Annotated in this window: 25 protein-coding genes and 1 pseudogene; 23 read left to right on the forward strand and 3 right to left on the reverse strand. The window is 57.3% G+C overall.

The window, feature by feature from the left end:
- The first annotated feature begins 68 nt into the window (after nucleotides 1–68).
- The 13 genes and pseudogenes from AC1RN6_RS10135 (at nucleotide 69) to motD (ending at nucleotide 13,823) form a co-directional block, all read left to right on the forward strand.
- Nucleotides 69–1,781, forward strand: coding sequence for a methyl-accepting chemotaxis protein (locus AC1RN6_RS10135; RefSeq protein ID WP_493005065.1), 1,713 nt, complete (start codon nucleotides 69–71; stop codon nucleotides 1,779–1,781).
- Nucleotides 1,782–1,876: 95 nt separating this feature from the next.
- A complete protein-coding gene (locus AC1RN6_RS10140; protein ID WP_408165662.1) occupies nucleotides 1,877–2,743 on the forward strand; it encodes a CheR family methyltransferase in 867 nt (288 codons plus the stop codon).
- A gap of 3 nt (nucleotides 2,744–2,746) precedes the next feature.
- Nucleotides 2,747–3,360: pseudogene (gene cheD, locus AC1RN6_RS10145) on the forward strand (chemoreceptor glutamine deamidase CheD).
- 93 nt (nucleotides 3,361–3,453) lie between these two features.
- On the forward strand, nucleotides 3,454–4,533 hold the full coding sequence (locus AC1RN6_RS10150) for a protein-glutamate methylesterase/protein-glutamine glutaminase (RefSeq protein ID WP_493005067.1): 1,080 nt from the start codon (nucleotides 3,454–3,456) through the stop codon (nucleotides 4,531–4,533).
- Between the two features lie 146 nt (nucleotides 4,534–4,679).
- Entirely contained in the window at nucleotides 4,680–5,075 is a 396-nt protein-coding gene (cheY, locus tag AC1RN6_RS10155) for a chemotaxis response regulator CheY (protein WP_050476007.1), read from the forward strand.
- Nucleotides 5,062–5,718: a protein phosphatase CheZ gene (cheZ, locus tag AC1RN6_RS10160; protein WP_493005069.1), complete on the forward strand. Its 657-nt coding sequence runs from the start codon at nucleotides 5,062–5,064 to the stop codon at nucleotides 5,716–5,718. The genes cheY and cheZ overlap by 14 nt, the downstream gene beginning before the upstream one ends.
- Nucleotides 5,719–5,975: 257 nt before the next feature.
- The gene (gene flhB / locus AC1RN6_RS10165; RefSeq protein WP_493005071.1) at nucleotides 5,976–7,157 is read left to right on the forward strand and encodes a flagellar biosynthesis protein FlhB; all 1,182 of its coding nucleotides are present in this window, start codon (nucleotides 5,976–5,978) and stop codon (nucleotides 7,155–7,157) included.
- Nucleotides 7,154–9,253 carry a flagellar biosynthesis protein FlhA gene (gene flhA, locus AC1RN6_RS10170; protein ID WP_493005073.1) on the forward strand — a complete coding sequence of 700 codons (2,100 nt, stop codon included), beginning with the start codon at nucleotides 7,154–7,156 and terminating at the stop codon, nucleotides 9,251–9,253. The genes flhB and flhA overlap by 4 nt, the downstream gene beginning before the upstream one ends.
- The gene (flhF, locus tag AC1RN6_RS10175; RefSeq protein WP_493005075.1) at nucleotides 9,250–10,698 is read left to right on the forward strand and encodes a flagellar biosynthesis GTPase FlhF; all 1,449 of its coding nucleotides are present in this window, start codon (nucleotides 9,250–9,252) and stop codon (nucleotides 10,696–10,698) included. Before flhA ends, flhF begins: the two co-directional genes overlap by 4 nt.
- A 34-nt stretch (nucleotides 10,699–10,732) precedes the next feature.
- Nucleotides 10,733–11,530, forward strand: coding sequence for a MinD/ParA family ATP-binding protein (locus AC1RN6_RS10180; RefSeq protein WP_493005879.1), 798 nt, complete (start codon nucleotides 10,733–10,735; stop codon nucleotides 11,528–11,530).
- A 6-nt stretch (nucleotides 11,531–11,536) separates the two neighbouring features.
- A complete protein-coding gene (locus AC1RN6_RS10185; RefSeq protein WP_094563292.1) occupies nucleotides 11,537–12,271 on the forward strand; it encodes an RNA polymerase sigma factor FliA in 735 nt (244 codons plus the stop codon).
- Nucleotides 12,253–12,999 carry a flagellar motor protein gene (locus AC1RN6_RS10190; RefSeq protein WP_493005077.1) on the forward strand — a complete coding sequence of 249 codons (747 nt, stop codon included), beginning with the start codon at nucleotides 12,253–12,255 and terminating at the stop codon, nucleotides 12,997–12,999. Before AC1RN6_RS10185 ends, AC1RN6_RS10190 begins: the two co-directional genes overlap by 19 nt.
- A gap of 23 nt (nucleotides 13,000–13,022) precedes the next feature.
- The gene (gene motD, locus AC1RN6_RS10195) at nucleotides 13,023–13,823 is read left to right on the forward strand and encodes a flagellar motor protein MotD (protein ID WP_493005078.1); all 801 of its coding nucleotides are present in this window, start codon (nucleotides 13,023–13,025) and stop codon (nucleotides 13,821–13,823) included.
- Nucleotides 13,824–13,892: 69 nt separating this feature from the next.
- Here motD and AC1RN6_RS10200 read toward each other — a convergent pair whose 3' ends face one another.
- The 3 genes from AC1RN6_RS10200 to flgA form a co-directional block, all read right to left on the reverse strand.
- Nucleotides 13,893–14,372 (reverse strand): flagella synthesis protein FlgN, encoded by a 480-nt coding sequence (locus tag AC1RN6_RS10200; protein WP_493005079.1) that lies wholly within the window; start codon nucleotides 14,370–14,372, stop codon nucleotides 13,893–13,895.
- Nucleotides 14,373–14,376: 4 nt separating this feature from the next.
- Nucleotides 14,377–14,691 (reverse strand): flagellar biosynthesis anti-sigma factor FlgM, encoded by a 315-nt coding sequence (flgM, locus tag AC1RN6_RS10205; RefSeq protein ID WP_493005081.1) that lies wholly within the window; start codon nucleotides 14,689–14,691, stop codon nucleotides 14,377–14,379.
- 108 nt (nucleotides 14,692–14,799) lie between these two features.
- Nucleotides 14,800–15,522, reverse strand: coding sequence for a flagellar basal body P-ring formation chaperone FlgA (flgA, locus tag AC1RN6_RS10210; RefSeq protein ID WP_493005082.1), 723 nt, complete (start codon nucleotides 15,520–15,522; stop codon nucleotides 14,800–14,802).
- Between the two features lie 211 nt (nucleotides 15,523–15,733).
- On the opposite strand from flgA, the gene flgB reads away from it, so the two are divergent.
- From flgB to flgK, 10 genes are all read left to right on the forward strand, one after another.
- Entirely contained in the window at nucleotides 15,734–16,156 is a 423-nt protein-coding gene (flgB, locus tag AC1RN6_RS10215; RefSeq protein WP_050476018.1) for a flagellar basal body rod protein FlgB, read from the forward strand.
- Nucleotides 16,157–16,161: 5 nt separating this feature from the next.
- Nucleotides 16,162–16,566: a flagellar basal body rod protein FlgC gene (gene flgC / locus AC1RN6_RS10220; RefSeq protein WP_007882609.1), complete on the forward strand. Its 405-nt coding sequence runs from the start codon at nucleotides 16,162–16,164 to the stop codon at nucleotides 16,564–16,566.
- 14 nt (nucleotides 16,567–16,580) lie between these two features.
- Nucleotides 16,581–17,294 (forward strand): flagellar hook assembly protein FlgD, encoded by a 714-nt coding sequence (locus AC1RN6_RS10225; protein WP_493005084.1) that lies wholly within the window; start codon nucleotides 16,581–16,583, stop codon nucleotides 17,292–17,294.
- 33 nt (nucleotides 17,295–17,327) lie between these two features.
- Nucleotides 17,328–18,596, forward strand: coding sequence for a flagellar hook protein FlgE (gene flgE, locus AC1RN6_RS10230; protein WP_493005085.1), 1,269 nt, complete (start codon nucleotides 17,328–17,330; stop codon nucleotides 18,594–18,596).
- An 80-nt stretch (nucleotides 18,597–18,676) separates the two neighbouring features.
- Entirely contained in the window at nucleotides 18,677–19,417 is a 741-nt protein-coding gene (gene flgF / locus AC1RN6_RS10235; protein ID WP_493005086.1) for a flagellar basal-body rod protein FlgF, read from the forward strand.
- Nucleotides 19,418–19,438: 21 nt separating this feature from the next.
- Nucleotides 19,439–20,221, forward strand: a complete 783-nt coding sequence (flgG, locus tag AC1RN6_RS10240; protein ID WP_050476022.1) for a flagellar basal-body rod protein FlgG — start codon at nucleotides 19,439–19,441, stop codon at nucleotides 20,219–20,221.
- 58 nt (nucleotides 20,222–20,279) lie between these two features.
- Nucleotides 20,280–20,939: a flagellar basal body L-ring protein FlgH gene (locus tag AC1RN6_RS10245; protein ID WP_493005087.1), complete on the forward strand. Its 660-nt coding sequence runs from the start codon at nucleotides 20,280–20,282 to the stop codon at nucleotides 20,937–20,939.
- Nucleotides 20,940–20,954: 15 nt separating this feature from the next.
- Complete coding sequence (locus tag AC1RN6_RS10250) at nucleotides 20,955–22,094, forward strand: flagellar basal body P-ring protein FlgI (protein ID WP_493005880.1); 1,140 nt, start codon at nucleotides 20,955–20,957, stop codon at nucleotides 22,092–22,094.
- A 13-nt stretch (nucleotides 22,095–22,107) separates the two neighbouring features.
- Nucleotides 22,108–23,055: a flagellar assembly peptidoglycan hydrolase FlgJ gene (gene flgJ / locus AC1RN6_RS10255; protein ID WP_493005089.1), complete on the forward strand. Its 948-nt coding sequence runs from the start codon at nucleotides 22,108–22,110 to the stop codon at nucleotides 23,053–23,055.
- A gap of 163 nt (nucleotides 23,056–23,218) precedes the next feature.
- Nucleotides 23,219–25,480, forward strand: coding sequence for a flagellar hook-associated protein FlgK (flgK, locus tag AC1RN6_RS10260; protein ID WP_493005091.1), 2,262 nt, complete (start codon nucleotides 23,219–23,221; stop codon nucleotides 25,478–25,480).
- Nucleotides 25,481–25,482: the final 2 nt, after the last annotated feature.

The raw sequence follows: 25,482 nt of genomic DNA on the forward strand, positions 1-25,482 counted from the left end.
TACTTGCCATATCAACAGCAAATCAATAGCAAAACGGCGAGACGGAAATACAGTAAGGAGACTGCCGTATGTTCCAGAGGAAAAGCAGGGCGCTGTCGTGGGCGTTTAATGTGTTGATGGCGGTAGTGATTCCTGTCGCTGTCGGCATCGGTGTGTTTGCCGGATTGAGCGCATCGGGATTGCCGCTTTCAGCATTGTGGCAAGCAGTGGCAGCGACAGCGGTAGCCGTGATCTTGTCCAGCCTCGCGAAGAGAAATGGCGGCGCTGATCAGGGCGTGAGCTTCGTCGATAAGATTGGCAGCGAGATCGATCACATCATGATCGGCGCAGCAGAGACGTCTTACTTTGTCGACTCCATCAAAAACAAAATCGGCCAGGACGTGCAGGCAGCCAACGGCATCGTCGCAGGTTCCGAGCAAAACGCCAGCACCACCGAGCAGATCGCCGCCAATGCCGAGCGCGCTTCCAAGGTGGCTGCCGACGTACGTTCGGAAAGCGTGGCCGGCCGCGCAGAAGTCGACCTTGGATTGGCGCAGATCAGCAAGGCGCGTCACGATGCGCAAAACGCTTCGGTGATGATGTCGGCGCTGCAGGAAAAATCCAAACGCATTCATGGCATCACCGAGGTCATCAGCGAGATCGCTGCACGCACTAATCTGCTGGCGTTGAATGCCGCGATTGAAGCAGCGCGCGCGGGCGAACATGGCCGCGGCTTTGCGGTGGTGGCCGGAGAAGTGCGTCAGCTGGCGCAGCGCACCAAGGAAGCTACCGACGATATCGGCGCGATGGTGCGCTCCATCACGGAGGAGGCGGAGCGGGCTGCCGGCGGCATGCAGGCGCTGAGCGTCAAGGTGCAGGAGGCATCGCAGAACGTCGAGCGCGTACACGGCTTCCTCGGCAGCATTGAGCGATCGGCAGGCATTTCGGAAGAGGAGATCCAGCAGATCGCGCGCGCATCTCGCGAGCACGTGGAAACCACGCACCGGATCGCCGAGGCGATCTTGAAAATTCGTGATGGCATGCTGGCGACCGATATTGAATTGCCGCGCGTCGCGGCGTCGGCGATGGCCTTGTCGGAGCGCGCCGAGCTGGTGTATGACGCCATTGCGGAAAGCAATGCAAAGACACAGCACGACGATATTCAGAAAGCTGCTGCGGCTGCCGCCAAGCGCATCGGCAAGTTGTTCGAGGAGGCGATTGCGGCAGGGCGGATCACGGAGGCGGCACTGTTTGACCGTACTTACAAGCCGGTTCCCAATACCAATCCACCCAAGCACACAACGCAGTTTGATGCCTTTACCGATCGTGTGCTGCCGGATGTGCAGGAAGCACTGCTGGAGGCCATGCCGCAACTGGCTTATGCGGGGGCGGTCGATAACAACGGATACTTTCCGACGCACAACAAGAAGTTTTCCAAGCCCTTGACGGGCGACTACGATACCGACCTGGTGAACAACCGCACCAAGCGCATTTTCAGCGACCGCACCGGAAAGCGTTGCGGGGCGAATACAAAACCTTTCCTCTTGCAGACGTATAAACGCGATACCGGCGAGGTGATGCACGACCTCTCGGTGCCGATTTATGTTAACGGCAAGCATTGGGGAGGTTTCCGCGTCGGCTATCGGTCGAGTCAGGCTGAGGCGGGTGTGCCGGTGGCGGCAGGGGGCGTTGCTGCGGCAGCGCAAACCGTCAGAACACCGTCAGGAAAGCTGGCTATGCAGCTAACCGCCGGGAGCAAGATCGAGAACAGCAAGGGATTGGTGCGCCAGATCTCGGCTTGAACAGCTTGACCGTGCAGGGCAGGTTGATAGACTATTCGACAACGGGGGTATCTGTCTCAGAATCGGGCAGGCCGGAATAGAAAAGGAAAATCAACTTGAAACCTGCGCCACAGAATAAGCTTGATTCTGTCAAAGAGTTCGATTTTACCAATCGTGATTTTGACCGGGTCCGCGACCTGATCTACAAGCGCGCGGGGATCGCTCTTGCGGAAAGCAAGCAGGAAATGGTGTACAGCCGCCTGGCGCGGCGTTTGCGCGCGACCGGCATCGGTTCATTCGTGCAGTATCTGGATTTGCTGGAACGCGGCGGCGATGCGGATGAGTGGGAAGCCTTCACCAACGCGCTGACGACCAATCTGACGTCCTTCTTCCGCGAATCGCACCACTTTCCCATCCTCGCCGATTTCGTCAAAACATTGAAAGAGCCGGTCACGGTCTGGTGTTCCGCCGCCTCCACCGGCGAGGAGCCGTACACGATCGCCATGACATTGTGCGAAGCCTACGGCAGCCTGACGCCGCCGGCGCAGATCATTGCCACCGATATCGACACCAATGTGCTGGCAACCGGCGCAAATGGCGTGTACCCGATGGAGCGCATCGACAAGCTGTCACCTGAGCGCGTGAAGAAATTCTTCCTGCGCGGCAAGGGTAATCAGGAAGGCTACGTGCGCGTACGGCCGGAGTTGCGCAAGATGGTTACGTTCAAACAGCTGAACCTGCTGGGCGACAGTTGGCCGGTGCAGGGGCAGTTTGACGTGATTTTTTGCCGCAACGTGATGATTTACTTCGACAAACCGACGCAAAGCAAAATCCTCTCGCGCTTCGTGCCGCTGATGAAGCCGCATGCTTTGCTGTTTGCCGGTCATTCGGAAAATTTCTTGTACGTGTCGGATGCGTTGAAGCTGAAGGGCAAGACTGTCTACGAACTCAACGCGGCGTCACAGCGCAAAGTGGGGAAATAAATCATGAATCCCCAAGGCCAGGATCAATTCGCATCCAACGTTTATTACGACCGTACCTTCGACTGCGACGCAGCGAAGATACTGCCTGGCGAATACTATTTCACACACAAAGACATGATGATCGTCACAGTGCTGGGGTCGTGCGTGTCTGCGTGTCTGCGTGCATCCGCGACCGCGTGACCGGCATCGGTGGGATGAATCATTTCATGCTGCCCGACAGCGGCGACGGCGACAGCCCGATTTCGGCATCGATGCGCTACGGCACCTACGCCATGGAAATTCTGATCAACGATGTGCTCAAGGCGGGTGCGCGGCGTGAAAACCTGGAGGCGAAAGTGTTTGGCGGCGGCAATGTATTGCGCGGCTTCATCGCCATCAACGTCGGCGAGCGCAACGCGCAGTTCGTCCGGGATTATCTGAAGGCGGAAAATATCCGTGTCGTGGCCGAAGATTTGAATGACATCTGGCCGCGCAAAGTGTATTTTTTCCCGCGGACCGGCAAGGTGCTGGTCAAAAAGCTCAAGCAGCTGCACAACAACACGCTGGTCAACCGCGAACAGGACTACGCCAGCAGGCTGGTCACGAAACCGGTTGGCGGCGCAGTCGACTTGTTTTAAAGTCGAGCTTGCTCCCTGCAGGGCGAGTTGTACAATGGTTCATAGGCTTTTGCGCGCATGCGCAGGAGCGAGTTTCTGGAAAGTACTGATCGTATGAAAATAAAAGTATTGATCGTTGACGATTCGGCATTGATCCGTAGCGTCATGAAAGAGATCATCGGCAGCCAACCAGATATGGAAGTCGTGGGCGTGGCCCCTGACCCTATCATCGCGCGTGATTTAATCAAGCAAACCAACCCTGATGTATTGACGCTGGATGTCGAAATGCCGCGCATGGACGGCCTCGACTTCCTTGAAAAGCTGATGCGCCTGCGGCCGATGCCGGTCGTGATGGTGTCGTCGCTGACCGAGCGTGGCTCGGAAATTACCTTGCGTGCGCTGGAGTTGGGCGCAGTCGACTTCGTAACCAAGCCGAAGATTTCGATTCAGAGCGGCATGCAGGAATACACCGACATGATTGCCGACAAGATTCGCGCGGCGTCGAAGGCAAGTATTCGTCCACGCGCGATCCCGCATCCGGATGCGCACAAGAACGCAGGCGGCGAGCCGTTGCCGCAGATGCGCAATCCGCTGCTGTCGAGCGAAAAGCTGATCATCATCGGCGCTTCGACCGGCGGCACCGAAGCGATCAAGGAGTTTCTGATCAAGATGCCATCGGATTGCCCGGGCATCCTGATCACGCAGCACATGCCGGAAGGTTTTACGCGCTCGTTCGCGCAACGCCTGGACAACCTGTGCAAGATTTCGGTCAAGGAAGCAGCCGGCAACGAGCGTATCCTGCCCGGACACGCCTACATTGCACCGGGACATTCTCATCTGAAGCTGGTGCGCAGCGGCGCCAACTACATGACGCAGCTTGACCAGGGGCCGCCGGTGAATCGTCACCGCCCGTCGGTTGACGTGTTGTTCCATTCGGCGGCGGCGTGTGCAGGCAAGAACGCGCTCGGCGTGATTTTGACCGGCATGGGCAAGGACGGCGCGCTCGGCATGCTGGAAATGCGCAATGCCGGCGCTTACAATTTCGCGCAGGATGAAGCTTCCTGCGTGGTGTTCGGCATGCCGCGCGAAGCAATTGCAGTCGGCGGCGCGAATGAAGTGCTGTCGCTGCAGGCCATGCCGGGCCGGGTGATGAGTTATCTCGCCGAGCACGGCAGTCGTGCATTGCGGGTGTAGTTCGAGTACCATGCAGCCCATTACAGAATAAGATGCTCGGTAGTAGCGCAGTGGCACGTGCGTAGTTTTGTAGGGCGGGGCCTCAAGTTTCTCTGTATTAGTGTCGTTATCGTCAACAATTGTATTGATCCAATGGAGTAATAGTCATGGCAGGCCCAAATACCAAGTTTCTCGTTGTAGACGATTTCTCCACGATGCGCCGCATCGTCCGGAACCTGCTCAAAGAGCTGGGTTACACCAACGTGGATGAAGCCGAAGATGGCGTGCAGGCTCTGCACAAGCTGCGCAGCGATCAGTTCGACTTCGTGGTTTCCGATTGGAACATGCCTAACATGGACGGTCTGACCATGTTGCAGGAAATCCGTAAAGATCCGGCGCTGGCGAAGCTCCCGGTCTTGATGGTGACCGCTGAAGCCAAGAAGGAAAACATTGTTGCCGCTGCGCAAGCGGGCGCCAATGGCTACGTGGTCAAGCCGTTCACGGCCGCGACGCTGGACGAAAAGCTCGGCAAGATCTTTGAAAAGATGGATGCCGGAGGCTAACGTGGATACGGCGTCCCAAGGAGCAGTTCCTCCGGGAGCGGATCAGCAAGACCAGTTCCTGGCCCGTATCGGCCACATGACGCGCAGCTTGCACGACAATCTGCGCGGCCTGGGTTTTGATCGTCTGCTGGAAAAGGCCGCGAGCGATATGCCCGACGCGCGTGATCGCCTCGAATATGTGGCGATGATGACGGAGAAGGCCGCGCAGCGCGTGCTGAACGCGACCGAGACGGCCGGCCCGATGCAGGATGCCATCGGCGATGGCGCCGGCAGTCTGGCTGCGGAATGGCAAGCTGTCACCGAAGCCGGTTTCTCCGAAGAGGCGTATCGCGCCATGGCGGAGAAGACCCAGCAATACCTGAGTTCGACCCGCGAAAACGTCAGTCTGACCAAGCAGCAACTGCTGGACATCATGATGGCGCAGGATTTTCAGGATTTGACAGGGCAGGTGATCAAGCGTGTCACCGCGCTGGCGCATGACATCGAAAGTCAACTGGTGCAATTGCTGGTGGACTATTCGCCGCCGGAAGCAAAACGTGAAGACGACGGCTTGCTGAATGGCCCGCAGATCAATCCGACCGGCACCAACGTCATTGCCAATCAAAGCCAGGTCGACGATTTGCTGGAAAGTCTTGGTTTTTAAGTTGTCGAGTAGTTAATTTTTTGCAACAAACCTCGCCGGGCAGGGCATAAATTCTCAGTCCGGTGCAGGTTTCTCCCTCTGCGATTTCTGTCATCTCCCCCTGAAGGCAGACTTGGCGTGCTTTTCCTACCTCGAAATACGGGGCGTTTCGCCCCTTATTCCCGCGATGATACAAGGCCCCCGTCGCCAATAATTCTCCCTGATAGTTTCAAAATTCCGTCCTTACAAGCGGAAAGCAGCAATACAGGGGAGCGGCAGTGGCCGAAGATAGCGATCAGGAACGGACCGAACAGCCCACGAGCAAACGCGTTGAAAAAGCTCGTGAGCAAGGCGACGTGCCGCGTTCACGCGAGATGGCTACGTGCGTCACCTTGCTGATCGGTGGCGCGACGGTCTGGATGTTTACCGGCCCCCTGGTCACCAGCCTGAACCGCATCATGGTATCGACCATGACTTTCGAGCGTGATATGGCCTACGATCCGGTGCTGCTGTTCAATCACCTGAGCGGGCATTTCATGGAAATCGCCGTCGCCTTGATCCCCATCGCCTTCATGATGACGCTGGCCGCAGTGGCATCCCCGCTGATTCTTGGCGGCTGGCTGTTCAACGGCAGCTCGCTGGTTCCCAAGTTCAGCCGCATGAACCCGATCTCGGGCATCACGAACATGTTTTCCATCAATTCCGCGGTCGAGCTTGGCAAGAGCATTCTGAAGACCCTCCTGGTAGGCACGGTTGCGTGGCTGGCCATGAAGAGCCATATCGATGCGGTGCTCAATCTCAGCGTCGAACCGCTGGAGACCAGCAGCAGCCACATGCCCCATCTGTTGTGGTCCAGCTTCATCATGATGGTGTGCGCGCTGATCGTGATCGCCGCCATCGATGTGCCTTATCAGCTGTGGAGCTACAACCGCAAGCTGAAAATGACCCGTCAGGAAGTCAAGGACGAGCACAAGGAGTCCGACGGTAACCCGCAAATCAAGGGCAAGATTCGCCAACTGCAGCGTGCCGCCGCTCGCCGCCGCATGATGTCCAACGTGCCGACCGCAGACGTTGTGGTGACCAACCCGACGCACTTTGCCGTTGCGCTCAAGTACAGCGAAGGTGCCATGTCTGCGCCGACTGTCGTCGCCAAGGGTACCGAAGCGGTTGCCGCAAAGATCCGCGAACTGGCGCGCGAGCACAAAGTACCTATTCTCGAGGCCCCACCGCTGGCGCGTGCCTTGCATTACCACACTGAAATCGGCGACGAAATTCCAGAAGCGCTCTATACCGCCGTGGCGGAAGTGCTGGCCTACATCTTCCAGCTGCGCACTTATAGCGCCGGTGGCGGTGTCCGTCCGGAAGAGCCGCATGATCTGGATGTGCCGAAAGAAATGGACGATCCTTTGTACAAACGCAAGGCTGCAATCGCTGCCATCCGAGCTAGGGCAGCACGATGAATCTGAACAATATCAGCAGCATGAAACTGCCGGCCTGGGTGCCGGTCAAGCATACCAAGGCGCTGGCTGCGCCTATCCTGATCGTCATGATGCTGGCGATGATGGTGCTGCCGCTGCCGGCGTTTGCACTGGATATCCTGTTCAGCTTCAACATCTCGCTGTCTGTCATCGTTCTGCTGACCGCCTTGTACACCGTCAAGCCGCTGGACTTCGTCGCCTTCCCGGCGGTGCTGCTGGTCAGCACGATGCTGCGTCTGTCGCTCAACGTCGCCTCCACCCGCGTCGTGCTGACCGAAGGCCACACCGGACCGGACGCCGCAGGTAAAGTGATTGAGGCCTTCGGCCACTTCCTGATCGGCGGTAATTACACCGTCGGTATCGTGGTGTTTATCATCCTGACCATCATCAACTTTACCGTCGTCACCAAGGGTGCCGGCCGTATCGCCGAAGTGGGCGCGCGCTTCACTCTGGATGCGATGCCTGGTAAGCAGATGGCGATCGATGCCGACCTGAACGCAGGGATGATCGGCGAGCCTGAAGCGCGTGCGCGCCGCAAGGAAGTCGCTCAGGAAGCCGAATTCTACGGGGCGATGGACGGTGCCAGCAAGTACGTGCGCGGCGATGCCGTTGCCGGCATTATCGTCACCGTCGTCAACATCGTCGGCGGTCTGGTGGTCGGTATGATCCAGCATGATCTGGCGTTCGACATGGCGCTCAAGAACTACACCCTGCTGGCCATCGGTGACGGCCTGGTGGCGCAGATTCCTTCTCTGATCATCTCGACTGCAGCTGGTGTCGTGGTGTCCCGCGTGGCCAACGATCAGGACGTCGGCGGCCAGCTGATCAATCAATTGTTCGCCAAACCGGAAGTCTTGTACCTGACCGCCATCATTATTGGCGGCATGGGCCTGATCCCTGGCATGCCGCACATCGCTTTCATCTTGCTGGCGATCATTCTGGCGGGTTCTGCCTATATGGTCGGCAAGCGTATCCAGGAAGCCGCTGTCCAGACCGAAATGCCGACACCGGCTGCTGTTGCGCCTGAAATCGAAGAAGCGACCTGGCAAGATATTCTGCCGGTCGATACGCTCGGTCTGGAAGTGGGCTATCGCCTGATTCCGCTGGTGGACAAAGGGCAGGGCGGCGAACTCTTGCGCCGTATCAAGGGCATCCGTAAAAAATTCGCGCAGGAAGTCGGCTTCCTGTCGCCACCGGTTCACATCCGTGACAATCTGGAATTGAAGCCGTCTGCCTACCGCATCGCTTTGAAGGGGGTGGAAATCGGCAAAGGCGAAGCCAACTTCGGCCAGTTCCTGGCAATCAATCCCGGCATGGTGACCGGGCCGTTGCCAGGTCTGATGACCAGCGATCCGGCCTTCGGTCTTCCTGCGGTCTGGATCGAAAGCAGCATGCGCGAAATGGCGCAGACCATGGGTTACACCGTGGTGGATACGGGCACCGTTATCGCTACTCACCTGAATCACCTGATTACCCTGCACGCCGCGGAACTGCTCGGCCGTCAGGAAGTGCAGCAACTGCTCGACCATATCGCCAAAGATGCGCCAAAGCTGGTCGAAGATCTGGTGCCAAAACTTTTGCCGCTGGGCACGGTGCAGAAAGTGTTGCAAAACCTGCTCATCGAAGGCGTGCATATTCGGGATATGCGGACTATTATCGAAACCCTGGCCGAAAATGCAGCACGGGTGCAGGAGCCGAACGAACTTACCGCCATCGTGCGTATTGCCTTGGGCCGCGCGATTGTGCAGCAGATTTTCCCGACCGAAGCAGAGCTGTCCGTCATGGCGCTCGACGGCAAGCTCGAACGCCTGCTGATGCAGGCAATGCAAGCCAGCGGTCCGGATGGAGGCGGTATCGAGCCGGGTCTGGCCGATGCGCTGATTACACAGACAGAGAATGCAGCACGTCATCAAGAGCAATTGGGTTTGACCCCGGTATTGTTGGTCCCGGCACCGTTACGAGCATTGCTGTCGCGCTTCCTGCGACGTGCAATGCCGCAGCTCCGGGTGCTGTCGCACGCTGAAGTTCCTGATTCGAAAACGATTAAAGTTACTAGCCTAGTTGGAGGGCAAGCATGAACGTTAAAAAATTTATTGCAGGTTCGTCGCGCGATGCATGGCGCCAGGTTCGCGAAGCGCTTGGTCCGGATGCGGTCATCCTCTCCAATCGTAATATCGAAGATGGTGTCGAGATTCTGGCGATGGCAAACGAAGACATGTCTTCGCTGGTGGTGCCGGCCATGGCCAAGGACGCGATGCCGCGCCCGGCTGTGCGACGACCTCCCGCGCAGCCGGTTCAGCCGCAGGCTGCTGTGCCGCGCCGCGTCGAGCATCAGGGGCTGGGTGTCGAATCGAACGCGATCGAACACAGCGCCGCACAGGCGGAAGCACGCGTATGGCGCACCCGCAATGCCGCGCGCGCCAGCGCCAGGGAACAGCAAGAGAGCGCTCAGCAGCAGCGTCCTGCTTCGTCTGCCGCGCCCGCTTCGCCATCCGCACAGCGTCCGAAGCAATCGCCAATCATGGCTGAATTCGACGGCAAGGATTACGACGAGATTCTGTCCGACGTGATGACCGAAATCCGTTCCATGCGCGGCGTGCTGGAAACCCAGCTGGCGGAAATTTCCTGGGGCGGCACGCAAAAGCGTGAGCCGGCCAAGGCCGCCATCATGCGTGAAATGCTGGCAGCCGGTTTCAGCGCCAGTCTGTCGCGTCTGATTACGGAAAATCTGCCGCAGAATCCGAAGTCGCAAGACGCGATGTTCTGGGTGAAATCGGTGCTGGCCAAGAATCTGATGACCATGGCCAACGAAAACGAATTGCTGGAAGAGGGTGGCGTCTACGCACTGGTCGGTCCGACCGGTGTTGGCAAAACGACCACGACTGCCAAGCTGGCGGCGCGTTGTGTGATGCGCCACGGTCCGGGCAAGCTGGCCTTGATTACTACCGACGGTTACCGTATCGGCGGCTACGAACAATTGCGCATTTACGGCAAGATTCTCGGCGTCATGGTGCACTCGGTGAAAGATGAAGCTGATTTACGTATCGCTTTGGACGAACTGAGCGGCAAACATACTGTCCTAATCGATACGGCAGGCATGGGCCAGCGCGATCAGATGGTTGCCGAACAGGCAGCCATGCTGTCCGGCGCCGGCACTGAGATCAAACGCCTGCTTTGCCTCAATGCAACAGCCACCGGCGGCACGCTCAATGAAGTGGTGAGCGCGTATTCCGGCGACGGCCTGGCCGGCTGCATCATCACCAAACTGGATGAAGCAGCGACTATCGGCAACGTGCTTGATGTTGTCATCCGTCAAAAACTGAATCTGTACTACGTTGCAAACGGTCAGCGCGTTCCTGAAGACTTGCACGTCGCCAACAAGTTGTACCTGGCTGACCGGGCCTTTAAACTGAAACGTGAAACCGCGCCGTTCGAGTTTCAGGATGCAGAGTTGCCCGTTGTTGTCGGACCGACAGCAACGGCCATGAACGATAAAAGCCTGCGGGAGGTGATCCTTGGCTAGCTATGATGTTGATCAAGCGGAAGGACTGCGCCGGATGCTGGAGCGTCCGACGCCGCGCGTGTTCAGTTTCTTCTCGGTATTACCCGACGACGAAAAAGGCGCGATGCTGATCAATCTGGCTGCTTCTCTGGCCGCGAATGACTGCAACGCCTTGCTGGTCGACGCTTGCATGACGCCCTCGAGCATCTTGTCCCGGTTTGGCGGACTGACCGTAGCGAGCCTGCTCGACGTCGCGCGTCAGGAGCGTCATCTCGACGAAGCGGTGCGTCTGGTGCCTGAAGGTTTTGCATTGGCGCGCTTGTCGCGTAAAAACGTGTCTGCAGCCACGCATCCGCAAGCTTCCCGCCTGGCCGCAATTTTCGATGCGCTCACAGCCGAATCAGACATCACGCTCGTCAATGGCGAGTTGAACGATGATGACGTATTGCCGGTGCCGGCAATGGAAATGGGTGAGATCGTCGTCCACATGTCGACCAGCGCAACTTCCATCAAGTCGGCTTACGTCCTGATCAAGAGTCTGAGCGACCGCCTGGGGCGTCGCCCCTTCAATCTGCTGGTCACCGGCGGATCGGATGCGGAAGCGCAAATGGTGTTCGCCAACATGGCGCAGGCAGCCAATCGTTATCTGGCGGCACAATTGAATTTCATGGGTTCGATCCCGGCCGACGAGCATATCCGCCGCGCTTCGGGGCAGGGCCGCACCGTGCTGGAGGCATTTCCTCTGACCGGCGCAACAGTTGCATTTAAGCGTTTGGCCAATCAGTTCTCGCTTTCCAATCTCACCAAGGGCACGTACGGTATGGCAACCGATGGTGCAAGTCTCGGAGTATGACGTGTTATGTATAACGTCAATGGCAAGACGGACAAGAATCATTTGCTGCAGCTGCATGCGCCGCTGGTAAAAAAGCTGGCGCATCAGATGAAGGCAAAACTTCCACCGAGCGTGGAAGTGGACGACTTGATTCAAGCCGGCATGATCGGCCTGCTTGATGCTGTCAATCGCTATGAAGAAACGCATGGCGCGCAGTTCGAAACTTATGCGGTGCAGCGTATCCGCGGCGCCATGCTCGACGAGTTGCGCAGCAGCGACTGGCTGCCGCGCAGCATCCGTCAAAGCACGCGCAAGATCGAAGATGCGATCCATGTTCTGATGCAGCAATTGGGCCGGCCGCCGCAAGAGACGGAAGTCGCCAAGCAGCTCAAGATGAGTCTGAACGAATATCAGGAGATGCTGACCGAATGCGGCGGCCATCAACTGATCTATTACGAAGATTTCCATGACGCTGAAGGCGGTCATGAGCATTTTCTCGATCGCTATCAGACCAGCCAGAACGACGACCCGCTGCAGAATCTGATCAACGGCGGTTTCCGCGAAGCAGTGATCGATTCGATCAAGGCTTTGCCGGAGCGTGAAAAGATCCTGATGGGCTTGTACTACGAGCAGGAAATGAACCTGAAAGAAATCGGCGCCGTCATGGGCGTGTCCGAGTCACGAGTATGCCAGTTGCATAGTCAGGCGATTGCTCGCATGCGCTCGACCTTGAGGGAGCAAGCGTGGACTGGAGTAGCATAGGCGGTTTGGCGTTAGCCTTGGGAGGAATCTTTCTGGGGCAGGTGTTGGAAGGCGGTCATCTCAGTTCCATCTTGCAGCCGACGGCATTTCTGATCGTCTTTGCCGGCACCGTCGGCGCCGTTCTTCTGCAAACCAGACTCGACAATTTCATGCTCGGCGTGAAGTTGATCGCTTCGGTCTTTTCTCCCCCTGTTCACGATCATCGTAAACTGATCGAAAACATCTCGCTCTGGAGCACCATTTCGCGTCGCGAGGGCTTGCTGCATCTGGAGGAGCACATGAACGACACAAACGATCCTTTCATCAAGAAAGGGCTGCGTCTTCTGATCGATGGCATCACGCCTGCCAAACTGCTCGAAATTCTCGAGATCGACATTTCTACTTATGAAACCCGGCAGCGCCAGGCGTTGAAGATCTGGGAAGCCGCCGGCGGCTATTCGCCGACCATCGGTATTCTCGGCGCCGTGCTAGGTTTGATTCATGTCATGGAAAATCTGGCCGATCCGGCGCGTCTGGGCGGCGGGATTGCCGTCGCGTTCGTTGCTACGATTTACGGCGTAGGGCTGGCCAATTTATTCTTCTTGCCGGTTGCCAATAAACTGAAAGAACTGTTGGCCGCAGAAGTGCTCAGACGAGAGATGGTGGCCGACAGTTTGTTCGGCATCGCCAGTGGCGACAATCCGCGGGTTATTCAGGAGCGGGCCGAGTCGTACTTCGAAAACGCATAAGAACGTGAGAACGGGCGGTAGCCATGGCGCGCAAGAAACATGAGGAAGAACACGAGAATCATGAGCGCTGGCTGGTTTCCTATGCCGACTTCATTACGCTGCTGTTTGCTTTTTTCGTGGTCATGTATGCCATCTCCCAGGTCAATGAAGGCAAATACAAGATCCTCGCCGACTCGCTGATCAACGCCTTTGGCAAAGAGCCGATCTCTACCGCGCCGGTGATTGTGCAAGCCGGCGGCCAAGGCGCACAACAAGCCGCCACACCGAAAATTCCTCCCCTGCAAAAGCCGCGAAACAGTGAAGCCTTGCGACGTGAAAAGGAACGCATGACGGACATGGCGCGCGACATCATGCAAGTGTTGGCGCCGCTGGTGCAGGAGGGGAAGGTGCGGGTCACGCAGACCAGTGTCGGCGTGAATGTCGAGATTAACGCCAATGTATTGTTTGCGCCTGGCGACGCCAAGGTCAGCAAGGAGTCGGAAGAGACTTTGATCGCCATCGCCAGAGTGCTCAAGAATGACGATCATGCGATCCAGATCGAAGGTCACACCGACAACACGCAAATCAGTACTGCCGTGTTTCCATCCAACTGGGAGCTCTCTGCCGTGCGCGCGAGCACCGTTGCACGTCTGTTCAGCAATCAGGGGATCGCCGAGATGCGGCTGACCGCCGTGGGGCATGGATCAAATCAGCCGGTCGCATCGAACGACACGCCGGAAGGGCGTTTGCGTAACCGGCGCGTGGATGTGATGATTTTGTCGCGTCTGGCGGAGCAGGTCACCGAAGTGCCGATTGCCGACGGTGTGCCGAAGGCCAGGCCTTAGCAAGCGCTAAGCTTGGCGCATAATAAAAAAAAGACCGCATCAGCGGTCTTTTTATTATCAATGTCTGGCTCAGCCTATGCCAAGCGGACGTCCGGTGGTGCTGACGCTGGCCGATCCATCCGGGCCGTAGAGTGAGCCGCCGCCACTTCTTCCTTGCAGAATCTTCAACGCGTTTTGGTTGATTGCCATCTGACGGCCGACCAGTGTGCCATTGACGCGATTCAATTCGCGCGCAGTTTGCGCCAGTTCAAACAATTCATTCCACTGAGCCTTGTCGGCTTCGGCGCCATGTTGATCGAGCCAGCTTTGCATGCCGTTTTCGCTTGCAGGAAAACCGACTGCCGACAGCAGGCGATAGCGTTGATCTGCCAATCTTGCCATTTCGGCAATGATCTGCGCTTTTTGATTGATGACGTTTGGGATTTCATCCGCGTCGCCGTTGCCGCTGAGCAGGGTTTGCTCTTGCTGCAGTGTTGCAACAAGGCGTGACGTTACCTGCTTTTCTTCAGCAAGATAGTGAGAGGGCAATTGCGAAGTCGTGCTTGTCATTACATTAAGCTTTGCTGCGTGTACCAATCAGATTTTTCACGGTATCCAACAGACCGCTGGCAACTTTCTCCGGATCAACCTGGAAGGTGCCGTTGGCAATTGCTGCTTTGATTTCTGCAACTTTCTTTGCATCGAAACTGCCGCTTGGACCTGCTGCAGCCTTCGTACCAAGCGACTGGTATTGGGCGGACAGCTGTACATTGGCGGAATCGGCGCTCACTGTATCCGTCTTGGCGCCGGTCGTGCCTGAAGTGCGCGGCTGGGGCTGCGCGACTTCTGGTAAACCTTTGCCAGCTTTAAGTGCGTCATTAACGTTCACGGCATCATCCTTGAGTGGTTAGGGCTCTCTGGCCCGCCTGTTGCATAGATTATCGGCGATTTTTCCGCAAACTTTAATACTTTTTGTCCGGCAAGAGTTTGTTGTCCGTCAGTAATTAATCTCAACAATTCCACCTGCTCTGGCGACCCCGCTGACCACCTGTCCGGTCGGCGTCCGGGCTTGTGCTATCTGGCCTTCGCTGGCGTTGTTCAGGGCGCGGCCTTCAGTTGCAATCTGGAAACCCGGGCCGGTGGATACGATCCGAACCGACTGTCCTTGTTGTACGACACGATTGGCGCGCAAAATATCCTGGCGCAATGGCGCACCTGCTGCCAGTGACATGCTGGCGGTGCGGCCGATAGCCTGTGACGCGTCGGTAATGATGCCGCTGGGTAAATTCGACAGGTCGCCTTTGATCTTCGTGATGTCGTTCGGACCGATGGTTTGGCCTTGCGCCAGAGGGGTGGCGGTGACAATATATTCGGCGACGACTTGCACGGTAGCGCGGACGTAAATCGTCCAGGGCGAAGGGGCGGTGCACTTGATGCCGATGGTGGTTTTGCCCCACAAGCGCCCGCCATTGGGCAGGAAGGCCTGCGGTGCTGCGCAGGCTGCCAGATTCAGGCGGCTGTCGACCGGTTCAACGGTGGTGTTGACGGTCCCGGAGAGGCCGGCAGTCTGCATCTTGATGAACTGTTCCGCGACTTGCTGCAAAGCGCCCAGATTCTGCTTTGGCGGGGAGTTGGATGGATCCGGAGTTGCCGTTTGTGCAAGCGCAGAAAACCCGATGGCAGGCAAAAGCAGCATCAGCGCTTTGAGGAATGATTTCATAACAACAACTTTAACACCTTAGCGGCCGAAGAGGTGGCCATCGTGTCAGCAATACTAATGGCGGCAACCTTCATCAAAAGGCTGAACAAGGCATAGATTTATCTCTTTATCGGGCAATCGAGTTTTGGGTGGGGTCGTATGATCCAATGGTATCTAAATCCCATTATCGGCGTAATGCGTACTTTATGAAGGGCGCATTCAGGAGAAATCGATGGTCGCAAAACTGGATGATTATCTGAGGTTTAACGAGACGGCGCTGAACTTGCGCGCCCAGCGTCAGCAATTGCTGGCATCCAACATCGCCAATGCCGACACGCCCAATTATAAAGCGCGCGATATCGACTTCGCGAAAACTCTGCAAGGCGCCATGGACGGCAAAACGACCAAAGTGCCGCCGGTAGAGCTGGCGCGCACCTCGGCAGGCCACATTGCGGGCAAGCCGACAGGCGACAGCGGTATCGGCGGTTCGCCGCTGCTGTATCGCACGGTTACGCAGGGTAGCGTAGACGGCAATACCGTCGACATGGACGTCGAACGCAACCAATTTACCGACAATGCCGTGCGCTACGAAGCAGGCGTTACGGCCGTCAACGGGCAGATCAAGACGCTGCTCGCCGCCATCCAACCGGGCTGATCATCATGTCTCTTTCCAATATTTTTAATGTTGCCGGCTCGGCCATGAGCGCGCAGTCGCAGCGCCTCAATACCGTTGCCAGTAATATCGCCAACGCCGACAGCGCAACCAGCCCCAACGGTCAGCCGTACAAGGCCAAACAAGTTGTGTTCAAGGCTGTTCCTTACGGCAATATTTCCGACAGCGGCGTCAAGGTCGACCAGATCGTTGAAGATCAGGCGCCGCCGAAGCTGACATACGATCCGAAGCATCCACTCGCTGATGCCAACGGCTATGTCGCCATGCCGAACGTTAATCCGGTAGAGGAGATGGTCAACATGATCTCCGCTTCGCGCTCGTATCAGACCAACGTCGAGACGATGAACACCGCCAAGAATATGTTGATGAAAACCCTCACTATCGGTACTTAAGGAAGATCCTAATCATGACTACTGTTTCCTCTGATCTGCTGACGTCCATGAATGGGACGCAGACTTCTACAAGCACTTCCAGCCTGAACGACAACAGCCCTGAAGCGATTCAGCAACGTTTCCTGAAACTGCTGACCGTGCAGATGCAAAATCAGGATCCGACCAACCCGATGGATAACTCGCAGCTGACCACTCAGCTGGCACAGCTGTCGACGGTTTCCGGTATCAGCCAGTTGAACACGACTCTGGCGTCGCTGATGAGCAATCTGGGCGCATCGCAATCGCTGCAGGCCGCCAACATGATCGGTCATAGCGTCCTGGCGCCGGGCAATAACGTCACGCTGACATCGGATACGACCAAGGACGCCAGCGGCAATGACGTCACAACCCAGAAAGCGATCTTCGGCGTGCAATTGGCCGACAACGCCGACAGCGTCAAAGTCACCATCCGCGACTCGGCCGGCAATGTCGTCCACTCGCTGGATCTGGGTACGCAGACAGCAGGCACGTTGCCTATCATCTGGAACGGCGCAACCGATGCCGGCACCCAGGCAAAAGACGGCACTTATACTTTCACCGTGTCGGCAACCAGCGCGGGTGCGGCAGTCGGCGCGACGGCACTGGCATTCGGTACTGTCGCCAGCGTCAGCACCGGCGCCGACGGCGTCAAGCTGAACGTATCGAACATCGGCACTATCAAGACTACCGACGTAGTCCAAATTCTTTAATCCACTGACCGCTTTCAGCACAAGGAGAATCAAATGAGTTTTCAACAAGGCCTGAGCGGTTTGGCGGGGGCATCGAAGAGCCTCGACGTCATCGGCAATAACGTTGCCAACGCCAGCACAGTGGGTTTCAAATCGGCACAGGCGCAATTCGCCGACATGTACGCCAACTCGATGAACCGTTCCGGCAATTCGCCGGTTGGTATCGGTGTAGCCGTGGCGAACGTGCAGCAAGCTTTCACGCAAGGTAACGTCACCACCACCAACAATCCGCTGGACATCGCCATCAACGGCGACGGCTTCTTCCGCATGCAGAGCAGCCTGTCCGATGCAGCGCCGCTGTACGGCCGCAACGGTCAGTTCCAGCTGGACAAGGATGGCTACATCATCAACCCAAGCGAAAAAGGCGCCTACCTGACCGGTTGGCTGGGTACGGTGGTTGGCGGTGATCCGGTACCGCTCAAGATCGATACCTCGAATATTCCCGCTACGCAGACGACTGCCGTATCGACCAAGTTGAATCTGGACTCCCGTCTGACCGGAGTCAACTCCACAACGACACCCTTCGTTTTTGGTGATTCCTCAACGTGGAACAGCACAACTGGCGTGACCGTCTATGACAGTCTGGGTAACAGCTATAACGTTCAGACTTACTACGTAAAGAACACCGCAACGTCGACTGCCACGGCGACCAATTGGGATGTCTACACGACAGTCGATGGTGCGCCATACCCAGCTATTGTCGCTCCTGCCACGCAAGCGAAGGTCGGTACGCTGACTTTCGACAACAACGGCATCCTGACCAGCGCGCAGCCAGCTGCTACGCTGAATCTGACGCCAAAACCGGGCGCTGCTTTTGCCGCTGCAGGTATCACGCTGAACTACGCCGGCACCACGCAGACCGGTGCTGACTTCGCGCCTGTCGCGCAAAGCCAGGATGGTAAAGAACCAGGCGTCTTGTCGAGCTTCTCGATCGGTAAAGACGGTCAGATCATGGGCAGCTATTCGAACAATGACACGAAGATTCTGGGTCAGGTTCTGCTGGTCAATTTTGCTAATCCTAACGGCTTGCAGCCGCTGGGCAGCAACCTGTACACAGCGACGTCCGACGCAGGCGAGCCGTTGATCGGCAAGCCGACTACCGGTCAATTCGGCGTGTTGCAAGCACGTGCGGTGGAAGACTCCAACGTCGACCTGACCACGGAACTGGTCAACATGATCGTGGCGCAGCGCGTTTATCAGGCCAACTCGCAAACCATCAAGGTGCAAGATACCGTCCTGCAAACTTTGGTCAGCCTGCGTTAATCAGTCTGAGCAATTTGAATTAGTTGAATTAAGCGGGGAAGCGTGCGGCAACACTGCCGCACGCAAATATAGGGGTAACTATGGATCGTGTGATCTACACCGCCATGTCCGGCGCCAAGCACACATTGGAACAGCAGGCCAATACCAGCAACAATCTGGCCAATGCAACGACGACCGGTTTTCGCGAACAGCTCAACACATTTCGCGCAGTGCCTGTTGTCGGCGAAGGTCTTGCGACGCGCACGTTTGTGGTCGACTCGACCGCCGGCACCAATTTCAGCGCAGGTCCGATTCAGGATACCGGTCGCGCGCTCGATGTCGCCGTTCAAGGTCCGGGCTGGATTGCGGTGCAGAGTTCTGACGGCGGTGAAGCCTATACCCGCAACGGCAGCTTCAAGCTGAGCGAAAACGGCATTCTGCAAACGCAGACCGGCCTGAACGTGATGGGTGACGGCGGCCCGATCAGCATTCCTCCCGATGTCACCATTGCGATCGCTTCCGACGGCACGGTGTCGTCGATCCCGACTACCGGTACGCCCAATGCGGTGAATATTCTGGGACGGATCAAGCTGGTCAATCCGGATGAAAAAGCCTTGAAGCGCGGTGATGACGGATTATTCCGCATGACCGTGGGTACGCAGGCGCCGCCGGACGCTAATGTCCGCCTTGCCGGCGGTGCGCTGGAAGGCAGTAACGTCAATGTCGTCGAGTCGATGGTCAGCATGATCAATCTCGCGCGCCAATTCGATCTGAACATGAAGGTGATTACAACCGCCCAAAGTGATTCGGATAAAGCAACACAAATTCTGTCGGTGAGTTAATAACCAGGTACTGGAGAAAAAATGATTCGTTCCTTGTGGATTTCCAAAACTGGTCTGGATGCGCAGCAAACGCAGCTGGACGTGATTTCCAATAACCTGGCTAACGTCAGCACCAATGGCTTCAAGCGTTCGCGCGCCGTGTTTGAAGATCTGATGTACCAGACTATTCGTCAGCCGGGCGCGCAATCGTCGCAGCAGACTCAATTGCCATCGGGCCTGCAAATCGGTACCGGTGTGCGTCCGGTCGCCACCGAGCGTATCCATACGCAAGGTAACGTGAACCAGACAGACAATGACAAGGACATCGCCATTCAAGGCGCGGGTTTCTTCCAGGTTCTGATGCCGGATGGCACTACGCAATACACACGCGACGGCTCGTTCCAGACTGACAGCCAGGGTCAACTGGTGACGTCCAGCGGCTACACCGTTCAGCCACCGATCACGATCCCGGCCAACACCACCAAGCTGACAGTCGGCCGCGATGGCACGGTTTCGATCATGCAAGCCGGTTCGACGGCGACGACGCAGATCGGCACGCTGCAGGTTGCTACCTTCATCAATCCGGCCGGTCTGGAGAGCAAAGGCGAAAACCTGTATGCGGAAACTGCTGCCTCCGGTACGCCTGCACCGAATACCCCGGGCACCAACGGCGCCGGCGCGCTGTGGCAGGGCTATGTTGAAACGTCGAACGTCAATGTGGTCGAAGAAATGGTCAACATGATCCAGACTCAGCGCGCTTACGAAATCAACAGTAAGGCAATCACCACGTCCGATCAGATGCTGGCGAAACTGTCGCAAATGTAATGGCTGGTGTAATGCGTATTTGTACTACTTTGTTTTGATGAAATGGGATGAGGCAAACATGAATAGCCTGCTGAAACTTGCTGCCATCATCGGGATGTTCGCCATCGCTGGATGCACCACGGTGCCGGAATCGATCGTCACCGGGCCGAAGTCGGCCCGGCCGGAGCCGGCTTCGTACGCACCGCCGACCAATGGCGCCATTTTCCAGTCGGCGGCATATCGTCCGCTGCTGGAAGATCGCCGCGCGCGTCTGGTGGGGGATACGCTGACCATTGTCATCAATGAAAACACCACGGCGGCCAAGTCGGCCGGCAGTTCGTCGAGCAAGACCGGCAGTGCAAGCGCCATCGCGCCGACCTTATTCGGCACCTCCATCAAAGAGTTGTCGGGCAGCGGCGGCAGCACCAACAAATATGACGAGAAGGGCGCTATTTCGTCGAGCAATAACTTCACCGGCACTATCGGCGTGACCGTGATCGAGGTACTGCAAAACGGCAACCTGGTGGTCAGTGGCGAGAAGCAGGTCGCACTCGACAAGGGGGTTGAATACGTGCGCTTCTCCGGCACTGTCAGCCCGGACAAGATTGCTACCGGCAATACCGTTTCATCCACCGCTGTGGCTGACGCCAAAGTGGAATACCGCACCAATACCCGTGTGGATATGGCCGAATTTATGTCTTCGTTGTCGCGCTTTTTCTTCAGCGTCTCACCGTTCTAATCAGGGAGTCGCATGATGATTCAACGTTCATTTATGGCACAGCAGACCAGCAGGCTGGTGTCGGTTCTGCTCGCTTCCATTACTTTGCTTAGCGCCGGCGTTGCGCACGCGGAGCGCCTTAAGGATCTCGCCAGCATTCAAGGCGTGCGTCAGAATCAATTGGTCGGTTACGGCCTTGCCGTCGGTCTCGATGGTAGCGGTGACCAGACCACGCAAACTCCGTTTACGGTGCAAAGTGTCGTCAGCATGTTGCAGCAACTGGGTGTCAATCTGCCCAGCACCTCGACCAGCAACATGCAATTGAAGAACGTCGCAGCGGTGATGGTGACAACATCTTTGCCTGCATTTTCGCAGCCGGGACAGACGCTGGATGTCACCGTATCGTCCATCGGTAATGCCAAGAGCATTCGCGGCGGCACGCTGCTGATGGCGCCGCTGAAAGGCGCCGACGGCCAGATTTACGCCATCGCCCAGGGCAACATCGTGGTTGGCGGCGCCGGCGCTTCGGCGGCCGGCAGCAGCACCACCATCAATCAACTGAGTGTTGGCCGTATTTCTGCCGGCGCAACGGTTGAGCGCGCCGTTCCTTCGGCGCTGGGCCAGGGCGACGCCATCAACCTGGAATTGAACGACAACGATTTTTCTACCGCCAGCCGTGTGGTGGAAGCGGTGAACAAGCGTTTTGGTTTTGATACCGCGGTCGCGCAGGATGGCCGTGTGATTCGTATTCGCGCGCCGGTGGGCAGTGGTGAGCGTGTTGCATTCCTTGGCGCACTGGAAAATATCGATGTCATCCCGGCACGTGTCGGCGCCAAAGTCATCCTGAATGCCCGTACTGGTTCGGTCGTGATGAATCAGTCCGTAAGCCTTGACACCTGCGCCGTATCGCACGGCAATCTGTCGGTGGTGATCAACGCCGAGAACAGCATCAGCCAGCCTGGCGCCTTGTCCGGCGGGCAGACGGCGGCAAATCAGAACGCTCAGATCTCGATCAACTCGACGCCTGGCAAAGTCATGTATCTGAAGGGCGGTGCTTCGCTGGCCGACGTGGTCAAGGCGCTTAACGCCATTGGCGCAACGCCTCAGGACTTGCTGGCGATTTTGCAGGCGATGAAGGCTGCAGGTTCGCTGCGCGCCGAGTTGGAAATCATCTAGTCGAGGCGAGCTCATGATCAACAACATCAAGCCGGTCAATCCGACTGAAAGCCTTGCCGTCGATGCCAACAGTCTGAACAGCCTGAAGTCGTCGGCTGCGGCGCAGTCGCCGGAGTCGCTCAAGGGCGCGGCCAAACAGTTCGAGGCTTTGTTCCTGAACATGATGATGAAGAGCATGCGCGATGCGACGCCGCAAGACGGCATGTTCGACAGCCAGCAGACCAAGATGTTTACCAGCATGCTGGATCAACAGTTGAGCCAGAACATGGCGCAGCGCGGTGTCGGCCTGGCCGACATGCTGGTGCGCCAGTTGTCGCACAGCCTGAACAAGCCGTTCCCGACCGATGATGAAGCGTCGTCGTCCGGTTTGCCGCTGGATATTCCACTTGCCAATAGCCTCAGCGATCTCGACAAGGCGCGCCTGGTGCAAGGCATCGCTAATAGTACAGACGATGCATCGCAGGGCGGCGGCAAACGCAACAAGGGCGGTCAGCAACGTCCGGCGCATATCGAAGCGTTCCAGAGCCGTCTGCAGGCGGATGCTGAAGCTGCCAGCCAGGTGACCGGCATCCCCGCCAAGTTCATGCTGGCGCAAGCAGCCTTGGAAACCGGCTGGGGCAAGAAGGAAATCCGCGCCCGCGACGGCAGCTCTGCGCACAATCTGTTTGGCATCAAAGCGACGGGCAACTGGACCGGGAAGGTGGTTGAGGCGACCACGGTTGAATACGTCAATGGCGTGGCCCAACGCAAGATTGAAAAATTCCGTGCTTACGACTCCTACTCGGAAGCCTTCCAGGATTACGCCAAGCTGCTGCGTAGCAATCCACGCTACGAAAAGGTGTTGGCAAATGCGCAAGACGCCCACGGTTTCGCCTATGGCCTGCAACGCGCAGGCTATGCAACCGACCCGCACTATGCGGAAAAGCTATCGCGCATCATCCGTCAATCCCTCTCCGCATAATTTCCGGCCTGATTCTCCGGAAGACGACAGATGCGGTCGGAATGAATTGTCATTTTTCGGGAACGCAGGCGGATTGGCGAACTCTCAAATTCATTGTCGGCCGCTCCTAAAGTTTCCTGACGAAATGCCGTTGATCAGGATATTCCGTTAAAGAAAATATCGTATGGCTACCAGCATCTTCAGTATCGGACAGAGTGCCCTCGCCGCGGCTCAGGCAGCGCAGGCGACGACCAGTCACAATATTTCCAATGCGACAACGCCAGGTTATAACCGGCAGGTGGTCGTGCAAAGCACGGCTGGCGGTATTAATTACGGCTATGGTTTTGTAGGACAAGGTACGCAAGTCGCGGAAATCAAACGCGTCTATGACGACTTCCTCTACAAACAAGTGCTGTCGTCCCAGACCACTGCCAGCTCACTGGACGCCTACGCTACGCAGATCAGCCAGATCAACAATCTGATCGCCGACACGTCGGCCGGCTTGTCGCCGGCCTTGCAAGATTTCTTTACGAGTACGCAGAATCTGGCCTCGACGCCGAACAACGACGGTGCGCGCCAGTCGGTGATTTCTGCCGGCCAGACCCTGGCGGCGCGCTTCCAGAGCCTGAGCGATCAGTTGACGCAGAGCCGTAACGGCGTCAATAGCCAGATCACCTCGACGGTCGATACCATCAATGCTTACGCCAATCAGATTCTGGCGCTCAATCAGGCGATCCTGAAGGCGTCCGGCGGCACCGGGGTGGCACCTAACGATTTGCTGGACCAGCGTGATCAGGCGATTGCCGATCTCAACAAGATCGTCAAAGTCACCACCTTGCCGCAAGACAATGGTTCGATGAGCGTATTCATCGGCAATGGCCAGCCGCTGGTGCTGGGAAACACCGTGTCGACGCTGGTGGCGACAACGGCGACCAATGATCCGACACGTCTGCAAATTTCCTATCAGACCAATGGCCAGAACGTCCTGATTCCGGACTCGGCATTCAGCGGCGGCAGCCTTGGCGGCATCCTGCAATACCGCTCCGAAACACTGGATGTAGCGCAAAACTCGCTTGGCCGCATCGCCATTGCCATGGCGACCGCATTCAATACTCAGCACAAGCTGGGTCAGGATCAGAACGGCAATCTCGGTACCGACTTCTTCAATGTCGGCAAGCCGGTGGTGTATGGCGATACGGGCAATTCGGCGACTGCCGCAGCGACTGCGACCATCACGGATCCTTCCAAGCTGTCGACCAGCGACTACAAGCTGAGCTACGACGGCACCAAATATACGTTCACGCGTTTGTCCGATAACAGCAAGACCATCGTTGATCCGACTGCTGCGCCTCCGGGCACTTTCCCGGTGACGATTGACGGTGTGACCTATGCTGCGCCGACCATGGCAGCGGGCGACAGCTTCCTGATCAAGCCAACCGTGAACGGCGCCAGCTCGATGAGCGTGGCCATCAGCAATACGCAATTGATCGCTGCGGGTACACCGGTATTGACCGGAAGCAATGCAGTCACCGACATGGGTATCGTCACTACCGGCAATACCGGTACCGGCGTGATTACTTCGGCCACAGTCGACAAGGCTACGTTCACACCGGGCGCGACCCAGACCTATACCTACAACTCCGGTACGACTTCGCTAGCCCTGGTGCCACCGGCAGCAGTGACGGTGACGACGACCGCGGGCGTGACAACGACCTATGCGGCCGGTGCGGCGATTCCTTATTCGGCTGGTGCAACTGTTTCCAGCGGCGGCGTCAGCTTCGTATTGAGTGGCGCTCCTGCCAACGGCGATGCATATAAATTCTCGCCGGTTCCCGCCAATAGCGGTACCGCGACGATTTCGTCCGGCACGATCAACTCGTCTTATACGCCATTGGCGGCAGGCACCAAGTTCACGTTTACCTTCAATAGCGCAACGAATCAATTCACGCCATCGGCTTCGGTCGGCGCTGTGGTGGTGACGCATGCCGACGGTACGACAACCAACTATGCCGCCGGTGCACCCATCAATTACGCGACAGGCGATACGTTCACGACGGCCGGCGCGAGCTTCAAGATCACCGGCCAGCCGGCCAACGGCGACCAGTTTTATATCGGTCCGAATACCAACGGCGTCAACGACAACCGTAATGCCCAGGCGCTGAATGCGCTGCAGACGGCGAATACCATCGGCAGCACGTCGTTCCAGGGATCGTATTCGCAACTGGTTGCCACCATCGGTAACAAGACCAATGAAATCAACGTCACCAACAAGGCTGAAAATGCCCGTCTGACGTCTATTCAGCAGCAACAGCAATCCGAATCCGGCGTCAATCAGGATGAGGAATTGGCCAACATGATCAAGAACCAGACAGCCTACCAGGCTGCAGCCAAAATTATTCAGGCTGCCAGCGACATGCTGAACGTCTTGTTCACCCTTGGCGGTTAAAG

Source organism: Herbaspirillum sp. GW822-FHT03A08, assembly GCF_058801885.1.

Excerpts from the sequence above, each read along its gene's own strand:
- AC1RN6_RS10135 (WP_493005065.1), top strand. The coding sequence starts at position 69 with ATGTTCCAGAGGAAAAGCAGGGCGCTGTCGTGGGCGTTTAATGTGTTG.
- AC1RN6_RS10150 (WP_493005067.1), top strand. The coding sequence starts at position 3,454 with ATGAAAATAAAAGTATTGATCGTTGACGATTCGGCATTGATCCGTAGC.
- cheY (WP_050476007.1), top strand. The coding sequence starts at position 4,680 with ATGGCAGGCCCAAATACCAAGTTTCTCGTTGTAGACGATTTCTCCACG.
- cheZ (WP_493005069.1), top strand. The coding sequence starts at position 5,062 with ATGCCGGAGGCTAACGTGGATACGGCGTCCCAAGGAGCAGTTCCTCCG.
- flhA (WP_493005073.1), top strand. The coding sequence starts at position 7,154 with ATGAATCTGAACAATATCAGCAGCATGAAACTGCCGGCCTGGGTGCCG.
- flhF (WP_493005075.1), top strand. The coding sequence starts at position 9,250 with ATGAACGTTAAAAAATTTATTGCAGGTTCGTCGCGCGATGCATGGCGC.
- AC1RN6_RS10180 (WP_493005879.1), top strand. The coding sequence starts at position 10,733 with ATGCTGGAGCGTCCGACGCCGCGCGTGTTCAGTTTCTTCTCGGTATTA.
- AC1RN6_RS10185 (WP_094563292.1), top strand. The coding sequence starts at position 11,537 with ATGTATAACGTCAATGGCAAGACGGACAAGAATCATTTGCTGCAGCTG.
- motD (WP_493005078.1), top strand. The coding sequence starts at position 13,023 with ATGGCGCGCAAGAAACATGAGGAAGAACACGAGAATCATGAGCGCTGG.
- AC1RN6_RS10200 (WP_493005079.1), bottom strand. The coding sequence starts at position 14,372 with ATGACAAGCACGACTTCGCAATTGCCCTCTCACTATCTTGCTGAAGAA.
- flgA (WP_493005082.1), bottom strand. The coding sequence starts at position 15,522 with ATGAAATCATTCCTCAAAGCGCTGATGCTGCTTTTGCCTGCCATCGGG.
- flgB (WP_050476018.1), top strand. The coding sequence starts at position 15,734 with ATGGTCGCAAAACTGGATGATTATCTGAGGTTTAACGAGACGGCGCTG.
- flgC (WP_007882609.1), top strand. The coding sequence starts at position 16,162 with ATGTCTCTTTCCAATATTTTTAATGTTGCCGGCTCGGCCATGAGCGCG.
- AC1RN6_RS10225 (WP_493005084.1), top strand. The coding sequence starts at position 16,581 with ATGACTACTGTTTCCTCTGATCTGCTGACGTCCATGAATGGGACGCAG.
- flgE (WP_493005085.1), top strand. The coding sequence starts at position 17,328 with ATGAGTTTTCAACAAGGCCTGAGCGGTTTGGCGGGGGCATCGAAGAGC.
- flgF (WP_493005086.1), top strand. The coding sequence starts at position 18,677 with ATGGATCGTGTGATCTACACCGCCATGTCCGGCGCCAAGCACACATTG.
- flgG (WP_050476022.1), top strand. The coding sequence starts at position 19,439 with ATGATTCGTTCCTTGTGGATTTCCAAAACTGGTCTGGATGCGCAGCAA.
- AC1RN6_RS10245 (WP_493005087.1), top strand. The coding sequence starts at position 20,280 with ATGAATAGCCTGCTGAAACTTGCTGCCATCATCGGGATGTTCGCCATC.
- AC1RN6_RS10250 (WP_493005880.1), top strand. The coding sequence starts at position 20,955 with ATGATTCAACGTTCATTTATGGCACAGCAGACCAGCAGGCTGGTGTCG.
- flgJ (WP_493005089.1), top strand. The coding sequence starts at position 22,108 with ATGATCAACAACATCAAGCCGGTCAATCCGACTGAAAGCCTTGCCGTC.
- flgK (WP_493005091.1), top strand. The coding sequence starts at position 23,219 with ATGGCTACCAGCATCTTCAGTATCGGACAGAGTGCCCTCGCCGCGGCT.